Raw genomic sequence first — 11,565 nt, 5'->3', positions numbered from 1 at the left:
CTTGTTCGGGTGTTGGGTAAAATCGAAACGAATAGGCTTTTTCCATATCTCGCATTCTAGCATATATCGTGTAAATGCGCTAATATTTAACAGTAAAGCCGTCGTAGAACGACGGGGTTTCAGACCCAAATTTTCGATGAAACAAGAAAAGATCACTCTCAGTCAACTCGAAGACTTTCTATTTAAGGCGGCGGACATTCTTCGCGGTAAAATGGACGCTTCCGAGTTCAAAGAATTTATCTTTGGGATGTTGTTCCTCAAACGCTTGTCAGACGAGTTTGAGCGCAAGCAAGCGCAACTCAAGAAACAATATGCACACATCCCAGATCCGTTGCTGCTGGCCGAACTCCTAGAAGGCGAAACCTCCTATGGAGAAACATTTTTCGTACCTCCTCGCGCTCGCTGGCATCAATCCTGGCGCGACGAAAACGGCCAGGAAGTCCCGCCGCTCAAACACCTTAAGCAGGACATCGGCAATATGCTCAATAAGGCATTAGCGGCGGTAGAGGATGCTAACGATGCCTTGGCGGGAGTGCTGAAGAATAACATCGATTTTAATGCCACCAAGGGCAAAACCAAGATACCTGACCACAAATGGAAGGATTTACTAGATCACTTCAATCAGCCCCAATTTGTGCTGGTCAACGATAATTTTGAGTTTCCCGACCTATTGGGTGCAGCCTACGAGTACCTAATCAAATACTTTGCCGATAGTGCCGGGAAGAAAGGGGGAGAATTTTACACGCCGGCCGAGGTGGTGCGGCTGTTGGTACAGTTGGTCAAACCCCAAGCGGGCCATACTATCTATGACCCTACCGTGGGGTCGGGCGGTTTCCTTATCCAGTCCTATCAATATGTGGAGGAACAGGGGCAAAACCCCCAGAATCTGGCACTCTACGGACAGGATTCTAACGGTACGGTCTGGTCAATTTGTAATATGAATATGATCCTCCACAACATCACCCGCTTCACCATTGAAAACGGGGACACTCTCGAAGATCCGCTCATTTTAGAAAACGGACAGATTCGCAAGTTTGACCGAGTTCTCGCTAATCCGCCCTTTTCCCAGGATTACAGCAAGTCTAATCTCAAGTTTACCAACCGCTTTCGCGAATTCTGCCCGGAAAAGGGGAAAAAGGCGGATCTGATGTTTGTCCAGCACATGATTGCCAGTCTTAAACCCGACGGCCACATGGCCACTATCATGCCCCATGGGGTGCTATTTCGGGGGGGGAAAGAGAAGCTGATTCGAGAGATCTTAATTGAGGATGATCTGATTGAGGCGATTATTAGTTTGCCCCCGGGGTTATTTTATGGCACGGGTATCCCAGCCTGTGTGTTGGTGGTGAATAAAAATAAACCTGATGAATTACGCGATAAAATCCTTTTTATTAATGCCGATCGAGAATATGCTGAGGGAAAGAACCAGAATAAATTGCGCCCCGAAGACATTGAAAAGATCGATTATGTCTTTACCCACAAGCGAGAATATCCCAAATATAGCCGCTTGGTAGATAAGTCGGAAATTGTCGAAAAACACGACTTTAATCTTAATATTCGCCGCTATGTGGATAATACGCCAGATCCGGAACCAGAGGATGTAAAAGCTCACTTGATGGGGGGTATTCCGCAGGCTGAAATTGCCGCACAACAGGATACTTTTGCTAAGTTTGGCATCAATACAAATACCCTATTTAGACCCCTACGCCCCGGCTATGCTAGTTTTTGCCCAGAAATTGCCACGAAAGCCGCTATTAAAGAGAATCTGGAAGCTAATCCCGATTTACAAGCAAGGATAAGCGACCACTATACTACGCTTAAAAATTGGTGGCGAGAAGCGCGGGATGATTTTGCCAAGTTGGAGGGAAATAATATTATGCCCCAAGTGCGGCAGCAATTACTGAGTAGCCTTAAACAGCAGCTGATTCCTTTGGGGGTTTTAGATGAGTTTAAATCGGCGGGGGTGTTTGTTAACTGGTGGCAGCAGATTCGCTATGATCTAAAGACTATTATTAACACTGGCTGGCATCATACTCTTATCCCTGATCAGTATTTATTAGCGGCATTTTTTCAGGCGGAAGAGGCGGCAATTGAGGAACTAGAAAGTAAGATTAGTGAAGTCCAAGGGGAGTTAAGCGAAGCGGTAGAATCAGCGCAGGAGGTGGCGAATTATGAACCGGAAGAGGAAGAAACTGTTAGCGCCGCATCGATTAAGAAATGGCTTAAAGAGTTGATAGATGACCTGAAGCAATCCCAGGGCGATTCAGCAGCCAGAGAGCGCCAATCTTACCAACAAGAATACAATGTTATTACTGACATTGAGAACCGGATCAAGTTACTTAAGAATACGCTTAAAGAACAGCAGAGTCAGCTTGAGTTAAAGCTGCGCTTAAAACGGGTTGGTGATGAGGAATTTAAGGCTGAAACTGTTGAATTACTTGAGCAGGTACAAAATCAGCTTATGGGGTTAAATGCCAGTAAAAAGGAAGAAAAGGCCAAGATTAACGCGCTTAATAAGGATAAGAAAGCCTTGGAGATTAAATTATCTTATCCTGAGGGATTACTGACTGAAATAGGAGGACAGTTAAGGGATGAAGAAGCGAAAAAATTGATTCTAAAAAAGCTCTATGATTGGGTATCGGAGCAGCTTACTCGTTACTTGAATGGGGAAAAGCGGGGACTTGTCGCTAAGGTTGAGAATCTTTGGGATAAGTATGCGGTATCAAGTCAGGAAATGGAGGCCCAGCGAGAGCAGACTTTAGGAGAATTAAATGAGTTTTTGGTTAAACTAGGGTATAGGGAATAACGGAATCGGAGGACAAAGAAATGCGAAAACAACAGGTACAATATAAATCATCTTTAGATGCGCTGATTGCTGTAGCCAAACGCCTTAGTTTGTATGAAAGTCAGCACAATATGAACTCTGAGGATTTTTTTGATCGCTATAGCAAGGGACAACTCTCTGATGAGGCGATTTTTATTGATTGGGCGAATGATTATCGCCACTATTTGGGGCTGCGTCAGGTATCTAATGGATAAAATTACATTTTTAAAGCTAGATATAAGTTTAGAGTAGTTGAATCGTTTTTTTAGTCAGTTGGAGAATTTGAACCAATGAATTTAACAAATCCTAGAATGATAACCTCAGTGAAGTTAGGTGAAGTATGCAGGTTCAAGGGGGGCAGCGGTTTTAGAGAAGCTCTTCAGGGGAGTAAGTCGGGACAGTATCCATTCATTAAAGTCAGCGATATGGAACTATTATGCAACAGAAAATATATAGTAGATGCGAACAATTGGATTGATAAAAAAACGCTGGTTAGAGAAAGTATAACAATATTTCCTGTCCATTCTGTTGTATTTGCCAAAGTTGGTGCAGCCTTACTTCTTAATCGTCGTCGAATCCTTACGAGAGAGACTGCTATCGACAACAATATGATGGGAGCGATTCCTGAAAAGATAGAACCCGATTTTTTGTTCTATGTACTTTTAAATATTGACTTCTCTAATTTTGTACAAAGTGGTGCTGTTCCTTCTATCAATCAAGCACAAATATCGAATATTGAGACTATCCTCCCTTGTTCCGCCGAACAAACCCAAATCGCCACCATCCTCTCAACAATAGACCGCGCGATTGAGCAAACCGAAGCCCTAATTGCCAAGCAGCAGCGCATCAAAACCGGACTAATGCAGGACTTGCTCACCAAAGGAATTGATGAAAATGGCAATATTCGCAGTGAAGAAACCCATGAATTTAAGGATTCACCGCTTGGGAGGATTCCGGTTGAGTGGGAGGTGAAAACAATTAATGATATTTCGATCAAGATTACAGATGGTGATCACCACACACCTAAGCGAAGTATTGACGGCATTTTTCTATTAAGTGCAAGGAACGTTTTAAATGGAAGTATTGATCTGTCAGATGTTGACTATGTGCCTGAATATGAATATCAGAGAATGATTAGACGATGCTATCCAGAATCAGGAGATATTCTCATTTCTTGTTCAGGAACTATTGGACGTGTGTGTGAGGTTCCCACATGGTTAAAGTGCGTATTGGTGAGAAGTGCAGCATTAGTCAAACTAAATAAGTCCGAGATTCAGCCTCGATTTGCTGAATGGGTTCTACAATCTGATTTGCTTCAAACACAAATACAAATTAGTCAACGTCAAGCGGCACAGCCTAATCTATTTCAAAGTGAAATTGCATCTCTTAATTTTGCAAAGCCAATGTTATATGAACAAGTTAAAATATCTAAAACTTTAGATCAACATCAATCATTAATTAAAAGAGAAACTTTATCTTTAGAGAAATTGAAAATATTAAAAACCGGACTCATGCAAGACCTACTAACTGGCAAAGTTCGAGTTACCGACCTCCTCAACCAAAAAACAGCAGCAAATTGATTCATCGGTCAAACCTATGCAACCAGAGCAAACACCCACAAATCACAAAAACTTAAACATATACCCAGACTTTGCCAAAAAAATGGAAATCGCTCGGCGTGGCATCAAAAAATATCGTAACGCCCTGATTGACCTCGCCAAGTCACCAAACTGCTCAGGCGATCTATATCCCATGATCTCGATATCAGACGATTCGCTAAACTAAACATAACTCCCTTGCCCATAGATTTACCATGCAAGCGATCGAATTTAAAACCATCCTAAAAAACGGAATAGTCAGCATTCCCGCCGAATATTCTTCTGAATGGGAAGGTAAACAGATCCGCGTTATCTTGTTGGATAATGCAGAGAAGATATTACCCGTCGAAACCACTGATATCAATCCCCTCAAAGGAAGCGTGACATTTGATGAGTAGAAAACGGATTTCTCCGAGAAACCCGTTTTCTGTGTGTTACTCAACGGATTTAGTATTAGTACACAAAGCAGCGTTGGTTTCCAAAGACGAAAAACCTCATAAATACAGTTACATACAGGTTATCTGGTCATGAACAAAACACCTCAACCTATCAAACTCGATGAGCGCAACGGGGTCGAAAAGCCCTTACTTGATCAACTATACGGTTTAGATTGGGAAATATTGGATTTAGAGACAAAACAAAAACCACAGGATACTTTTAGAGAAAGCTTTACCGAGGTGGTGATGCTGCCAGTGCTGCGAGAACAGCTTACAATCATCAACCCCTGGCTAGAAACCGACCAAATAGAAGAAGCCATCAAACAACTCACCGCCAACTTCCCCAGCACCAACTTACTGGAAAATAACCGCCACGTCTTTAAACTGCTTCAGGAGAATACCAGCGTCTCAGAGAACCGTAAAACAGGCGAAAAAAGCCCCACCGTCAGGTTTATCGACTTTGACCACCCAACTAACAACCGCTTTATCGCCGTTTGCCAGTTTAAGGTGCGGATTCTAGGCACAGAAAACCACATCATCCCCGATATTGTCCTCTTTCTCAATGGGCTGCCAGTGGTGGTCATTGAATGTAAATCTCCCAAAGTCAAAGAACCCATTGCCGAGGCGATCGAGCAACTCCTCCGCTACAGCGAACAGCGCGGCGCTAAGGGCGAGGGAAATGTCCCCCTCTTTTTCTATAACCAGTTTGTCGTAGCTACCTGCCGCAATCAGGCAAAATTTGGCACTATTACCACCCACACCGAAAAATACTTCTTCCGTTGGGCTGACCCCTATCCCCGCACCCTAGAAGAACTAGAACACGGCATTAGCTCCCCCAATGACCAGCAGCGACTGGTGGCGGGAATGTTTGCCCCCGATAACCTCCTAGAGATTATTCGCAACTTCACCCTTTTCTCCATCAACAACAAGGGAGAAACCATCAAAATCGTCGGGCGTTATCAGCAGTTTCGTGCCGTCAAGAAAGCCGTGGAGCGTCTCCTAGAGGGCAAAACCCCCCGGGAGCGCAGCGGCATCATCTGGCATACCCAGGGGTCAGGTAAGTCCCTTACCATGATGTTTATGGTGCGGGCCATGTACCGCCATAACAACCTTTCCCAGTGGAAAGTGGTATTTATCACCGATCGCACCCAACTAGAGCAGCAACTCGCCGAGACCGGCCAAAGTGTTGGCTTTACCGTTAAGCCCGCCAATAGCATCGCCAAACTGAAGGAACTACTTCGCAGCGACTCCTCGGATCTGGTCATGGCCATGATCCACAAATTCCAAGAGCGGGAACTGCGGGAGACCTTCCCGGAGCTAAACCGGAGCAGCAACATCCTGGTGATGACCGATGAGGCCCACCGCTCTCAGTACAGCCTGCTGGGGACAAACCTCGACAAAGCTCTCCCCTGCGCTTCCCGTATTGGCTACACCGGCACCCCCATCGACAAAACTGAGAAAGTTTTTGGGGACTACATCGACAAGTACACCATGGGCCAGTCCATCGAGGACGGCGTAACCCTAGAAATTGTTTACACCGGGCGCACCCATAACGCCGAGGTGTCTGATCAGACAGCTATGGATGCGGCTTTTGCCGATGTCTTCAGTGAGTACAACCTGCAAGAGCGGCTGCAGATTTTGGGCCATGGTTCGCGGGATGCCTACCTAGAAGCCCATCCCACCATCGCCGCCAAAGCCAAGGATATGGTGCAGCACTATCTCCAGTGCATCTTTCCCAACGGCTACAAGGCCCAGGTGGTGGCGACTTCCCGGGAGGCGGCGGTGCGGTACAAAGAGCATTTAGATGCTGCCCTGGCCGAGGAGATTGCCAAATTGGAGCAGGGGAATCCCCACCGGCTTAACCTCGATCGCCTGAAGCGACTTAAGACCGATGTGGTCATCTCCGGCAGTCATAATGACCTACCCCACCTCAAGCAATACAGCAACTCCACCCGCCACGATACTACTATTAAAAGCTTTAAACTGCCCTTTGACGCAAGGGATGAGGGGATTACTGGAGATGTGGGCATTGTCATCGTCAATAATATGCTACTGACTGGCTTTGATGCCCCAGTAGAGCAGGTGATGTATCTCGATAGGGTCATCCAGGCCCACAACCTGTTACAGGCGATCGCCCGTGTCAACCGAGTCGGCGGTGCGAACAAGGATAAAGGCTTTGTCGTGGACTATGTGGGCATCGGCCACCACTTGAAGCGAGCTATTGATAACTACGACGAGCGAGAGCAGCAAGAAATCGAGGAAACCTTAAGTTTTCCCGAGGACGAGATCCGTCAGCTTGAGGATGACCACCGGGCAATCCTTGCACTCTTGAAGCAACATGGACTCACCGACCTGAACGATCAAGATGCCTTTTTCGACCTCTTCTATGACGAGGATGTGCGATTCGAGTTCATGCTGGCCTTCAAGAAGCTGACCCGCAGCCTTAACTTGGTCTATCCCGCCAAGGAGGCCTTGAACTATATGAGAGACTACCAATCTCTCACCGCAGTGAATATACTAGCGGGGAAGCACTTCCGCGACGAGCGCCTGAGTATGAAGGGAATCCCACCCAAGCTGCGGGCCCTGACCGACCAGTACCTGCAATCAAGGGGAATTGACGAGAAAGTTAAACCGATCTCGATCTTGGACAAGGACTTTGAGAGTCATGTCCAGAAACACCAGCGAGTCAAAACAAAGGCCGCCGCAATCGAACACGCTCTCCGCCACTATATCGAGATCGATCTGGCAGATGATCCCGAACTGCAAGCCTCCTTTTCTGAAGCACTGAGAGCCATCTTCGAGGAGTTTAAAGACAATTGGGACAAGATTTACCAAGAACTGGAAAAACTGCGCCAGAAGGCGAGAGAAGCAAAAAATGAGCCTACCTACGGACTGGACAGGAAAAAGCAGCTGCCCTTCTTTCGGATGTTCAAACGGGAGTGTTTTGGAGAAGCGGCATTAACTGACGATATGGTTTCTCAGATGGTCGCTCTCACTCAACAGGTATTTACCGTTGTTGAGCAGGAGTTACAATTAACTAGCTTTTGGGAGAGCATTCCCGCTCGCAAGAAACTTAGGGCAGAGATTCAAAAAGTGTTACTCTCTCCCGACTTTTTCCAAATTCCCAATCTTATGGACAATCGAGAACAGATTATCTCGCGGGTGATGGAAATAGCAGAGAAAAATAACGACCGAATTTTTTAGGCTGAATCGAGTAAAATTGAGCGACTTTTAATATGAAACTTGACTATAAAATCATTTATTCTTCCAGTCGTAAGACCCTGACCATTACCGTGGAACGTGATCGCTCGATCGTCGTCAGAGCGCCTACTGGTACTCATCCCGATAAGATCCAGCAAATAGTAGAGTCACGCAAGCAGTGGCTCTATGAAAAAATTCACCACGAGCAAAAGTATCGAGTCCCACTTCATCCTCCTGGTAAGGAACTGGTTAATGGCGAGTCGCTTCTTTATTTAGGGCGCTACTATCGTTTAGAATTGGTTGATGATCAGACAGAGATAAAGTTTATTAACAATCGCTTTCGAGTACCAAAGGCACTAACAGAGAATGGTGGCGAGATTTTTCAAGATTGGTACATTCAGAAGGCAAAAGAGAAGATACTTCCTCGTGTCAACCTTTATGCTAAAAAGCTTGGTGTCAGGTTTAATCAGGCTAAAATTACCGACAGCAAATATCGCTGGGGTTCTTGTACACCCCAAGACAATGTTAACTTTAACTGGCGATTGATCAAAGCCCCGATGTTCGTAATTGATTATGTGGTAGTTCATGAGTTAGCGCATCTGATTGAATCGAACCACACTCCACGATTTTGGCAGATTATCAGGTCGCAAATTGCTACTATGGAACAGGCAAAGCAATGGCTTAAAGAACACGGTCAGATGTTGGAACAGTCACTATAATTTTGGAAAATAAACCTAATTTAAATCTGCTGGGATTAGCACCCATAGGCATTTTACCCGATTATATCGTCTCGGATTCTCCCCAAAAGGAAAACCTCATAACTCACCATTAAGATAACTGCTATAATTAGGGTCCAGGGTTTGACTCGGTGTCAAAAAAGTTTCAGCTAATTTAATTAAATTGGTTCGATTAATCTTGCCTTGGGGACTTTTTGGTATCTCCGGTAATTTTATCCAATGTTTCGGCAGTTTATAATTGACTAATTTATCTTTAATCTGGGATTGAATACTTGTCTGGTTTATCTGAGAGTTAACGGGTACATAAAAAGCGACAATTATCTGTCCCCATTTGACATCTGGTAACCCTAAAACCACCACATCTTTAACTAAATTAGTTTGTCTAATGGCAGTTTCTACCTCAAGAGGATAAACATTTTCTCCTCCGGTAATTATTTTTTGACTATCGCGACCAATGATATATAAATAACCACTTTCATCGAAGTAACCTAAATCATCCGTCTCGAAGTAGCTTGCTTGATTAAGATGGGGATAATAGCCTAAAAATAAAGATTTTGCTTCAATAATAATTTTCTGGTTATCGGGATTAATTTTTATCTGAGCATGGGGTAATACCTGTCCATTACTATTATTGCTTCGTCGAAAATCTTCTGGTTTAAGGGTGACAATTTGTGAGGCAGTTTCTGTCATTCCATAGGTGGGAGATAGGGAAATATTATATTCTCTAGCTTTTTCTAATAAAGATGGCCATGCAGGGGAACCTCCTAGTAAAACTGTTTTAAAATTGGTTAACCATTGAGGATCATTTTCTAGAAAAAATTGTAATTGACTGGGGACTAAGGAGATAAAATAATCTTGAAGATTGAGATTATTTATGCGCTTTTGTTTGATTTTATGGTAAGAAATAACAGCAAAATCTCCCCCAGTTAAAAAACTTCTCAGAAACTGCATTAAACCACTAACATGATATAAAGGCAGTAGGCAAAAACAGTTAACCTGCTTGACTTGAAAATATTCAGAAAAACCTTTGACAGAAGCAGTTAAAGTTAACCAGTTATGGATAGCAAAGCGAATTTTTCCCGAGGTTCCCCCTGTGGGTATCATCAGAGAATTAGTCAAAGGATTGACAGGAGGAGAATTATAGTTAAAAACCTTGATATTTTCGCCAAAAATATAATCGGGTTGCACCAGAGAGAAAACCTGTTCCCATTCGTTAGTTTTCCAGTCGGGATTAGCTAAAAATAGGCAACTTTTTGACCTGACGGCAGCCAAGAATATCGCTAAGAATTTAAGGGGATTGCCTTCAGCAAGCAGTATAGTTAATCGAGGATTATCTGCGGCGATAAATTGCCGAGAATAGGACTGATATAATTGATAAAATTTTTGGCTATTGTATCCATATAACCAATCTTTTTGACTGAGATATGCTAATTGTTTGCTGATGTCGTCCACAGTTTTTCCAACCAATCGGGGTCACTATTATTAAACCATTGTTGCACACCAAAACCTAAAGCTCGCTCTTTTCTGGGGTATTCTTGTGCTAGACGTAAAGCGGATTTTCTGCCGATATTAGTTTCTAAAACCGAGGAAAACACTAAATCTAAGGGATATTTTTTCCAGAGATTTCTTAACCCTTGTATTGAACCGGTAATAGCAGGTTTAATCACAAAAATTCCTCGCCATCCCTGTTGATAACATTCCTCTATTTGTCGAAGATTGGCCACCGATTCATCTAAAGCAATCCCCGTGGTAAAATCTTGACTTAATTGCAACATTTCTAACCATTGAGACGGGGGTAAAGGTTGTTCGATAAATTCAATTATTTGACATTCATCGGCAATTTTTAACCAGATTTTACTCTCAGCCATACTTAATCCCCCATTGGCATCTAAACGCAATTTAATTCCCCTGGGTAATCGGTCAATTAATTTTTCAAATAGTTTTAACTCTTGTGGGAGAGAATTGACCGCAATTTTCCATTTATAAGTATTAGTTTGATTGGTGGCTAGAATATCATCTAGACAGGGAAATACTGCCGCACCTGTGGGCAATAAATAACTATAATTTTTCGGTTCTAATTCTCTTGATTGATTCTCTATACTTAAATCTTCTAAAGCTGATTCAAAGGCAAATTGACAAGCGGGAAATTGTTCAGGAATAGAAAAAATTGAAGTTATTGATAGGGGATTTTCGAGACTTTGACAGAATAATATTGCTGCCGATAATGTTTCTGAACCAAATTCAGGTAAAGGAGCAATTTCTCCCCATCCTATACGTCCATCTTCCGCTTCTAAGCGAATAATAATTCCTTCCCTAATTTGCCAGAGTCCGTGATGGGTTTGTAGGGGACGCAGCAAAGGACGCTGATAAACACGAAATTGCCAGAAATACATGATTAACTATAAGTAGTCGTGAAAAGCTTAACATGAGCAGGCGTTGGGCTTCGGCCGTGAGCTCAGCCGAACGGTTTCATGCTTCAAACCAACCTACGTTCTTTATAGAGTTTGTCAGCGAAACGTTTTTTTATCTTAAAGTCCAGAAAACGGGTTTCTTCGAGAAACCCGTTTTCTGGGTATTGGCGGTTGTTGGGTTCATGAGCTGCCTAATGCACCCGACAAGCTGTATTTAGATTAAACTAATACAAGTATATCAGAGGCGGTAAGAGTGGGTTTAGAACTAAGAGTTGCAATTTGAATGGCTGCTAGTGTACCTGTCCCGTCCCCATCAAAGAATAGTCTTCCAGTGATTGTATTATAAATCAAGCGATT

Annotated in this window: 8 protein-coding genes and 1 pseudogene; 6 read left to right on the top strand and 3 right to left on the bottom strand. The window is 43.6% G+C overall.

Annotated features, from left to right (window positions below):
- Positions 1–46: helix-turn-helix domain-containing protein (locus tag IM485_RS22750; RefSeq protein WP_353737100.1), on the bottom strand; the 46-nt coding region annotated here is incomplete at its 3' end.
- A 90-nt stretch (positions 47–136) separates the two neighbouring features.
- Here IM485_RS22750 and IM485_RS12305 point away from each other — a divergent pair.
- The 6 genes from IM485_RS12305 to IM485_RS12280 all read left to right on the top strand — a co-directional run bounded on the left by IM485_RS12305 (position 137) and on the right by IM485_RS12280 (position 8,779).
- Positions 137–2,806, top strand: coding sequence for a type I restriction-modification system subunit M (locus IM485_RS12305; RefSeq protein ID WP_287743387.1), 2,670 nt, complete (start codon positions 137–139; stop codon positions 2,804–2,806).
- A 20-nt stretch (positions 2,807–2,826) separates the two neighbouring features.
- Positions 2,827–3,039 carry an antitoxin TumA gene (gene tumA, locus IM485_RS12300; protein WP_104397553.1) on the top strand — a complete coding sequence of 71 codons (213 nt, stop codon included), beginning with the start codon at positions 2,827–2,829 and terminating at the stop codon, positions 3,037–3,039.
- 75 nt (positions 3,040–3,114) lie between these two features.
- On the top strand, positions 3,115–4,404 hold the full coding sequence (locus IM485_RS12295) for a restriction endonuclease subunit S (protein WP_287743383.1): 1,290 nt from the start codon (positions 3,115–3,117) through the stop codon (positions 4,402–4,404).
- Between the two features lie 233 nt (positions 4,405–4,637).
- Entirely contained in the window at positions 4,638–4,820 is a 183-nt protein-coding gene (locus IM485_RS12290; RefSeq protein WP_110545046.1) for a hypothetical protein, read from the top strand.
- Between the two features lie 129 nt (positions 4,821–4,949).
- Positions 4,950–8,063, top strand: coding sequence for a type I restriction endonuclease subunit R (locus tag IM485_RS12285; protein ID WP_287743376.1), 3,114 nt, complete (start codon positions 4,950–4,952; stop codon positions 8,061–8,063).
- Positions 8,064–8,095: 32 nt separating this feature from the next.
- Entirely contained in the window at positions 8,096–8,779 is a 684-nt protein-coding gene (locus IM485_RS12280) for a M48 family metallopeptidase (protein ID WP_046660768.1), read from the top strand.
- Positions 8,780–8,906: 127 nt separating this feature from the next.
- On the opposite strand, the pseudogene IM485_RS12275 reads toward IM485_RS12280, so the two are convergent.
- Both IM485_RS12275 and IM485_RS12270 read right to left on the bottom strand, forming a co-directional pair.
- A pseudogene (locus tag IM485_RS12275) lies at positions 8,907–10,249 on the bottom strand (2-succinylbenzoate--CoA ligase).
- Positions 10,225–11,190: an o-succinylbenzoate synthase gene (locus IM485_RS12270; RefSeq protein ID WP_287743371.1), complete on the bottom strand. Its 966-nt coding sequence runs from the start codon at positions 11,188–11,190 to the stop codon at positions 10,225–10,227. The pseudogene IM485_RS12275 and the gene IM485_RS12270 overlap by 25 nt, the downstream one beginning before the upstream one ends.
- Between the last annotated feature and the right edge of the window lie 375 nt (positions 11,191–11,565).

This window comes from Microcystis sp. M169S2, assembly GCF_020245865.1.
In the GTDB taxonomy this organism is placed as follows: domain Bacteria; phylum Cyanobacteriota; class Cyanobacteriia; order Cyanobacteriales; family Microcystaceae; genus Microcystis; species Microcystis ichthyoblabe_A.
The sequence above is the reverse complement of the archived record's forward strand: the minus strand, read 5'-3'. Positions and strand labels throughout refer to the sequence as shown.

What these genes read in the sequence shown, in the direction of transcription:
- IM485_RS12305 (WP_287743387.1), top strand. Translation starts at nt 137, where the DNA reads ATGAAACAAGAAAAGATCACTCTCAGTCAACTCGAAGACTTTCTATTT.
- tumA (WP_104397553.1), top strand. Translation starts at nt 2,827, where the DNA reads ATGCGAAAACAACAGGTACAATATAAATCATCTTTAGATGCGCTGATT.
- IM485_RS12295 (WP_287743383.1), top strand. Translation starts at nt 3,115, where the DNA reads ATGAATTTAACAAATCCTAGAATGATAACCTCAGTGAAGTTAGGTGAA.
- IM485_RS12290 (WP_110545046.1), top strand. Translation starts at nt 4,638, where the DNA reads ATGCAAGCGATCGAATTTAAAACCATCCTAAAAAACGGAATAGTCAGC.
- IM485_RS12285 (WP_287743376.1), top strand. Translation starts at nt 4,950, where the DNA reads ATGAACAAAACACCTCAACCTATCAAACTCGATGAGCGCAACGGGGTC.
- IM485_RS12280 (WP_046660768.1), top strand. Translation starts at nt 8,096, where the DNA reads ATGAAACTTGACTATAAAATCATTTATTCTTCCAGTCGTAAGACCCTG.
- IM485_RS12270 (WP_287743371.1), bottom strand. Translation starts at nt 11,190, where the DNA reads ATGTATTTCTGGCAATTTCGTGTTTATCAGCGTCCTTTGCTGCGTCCC.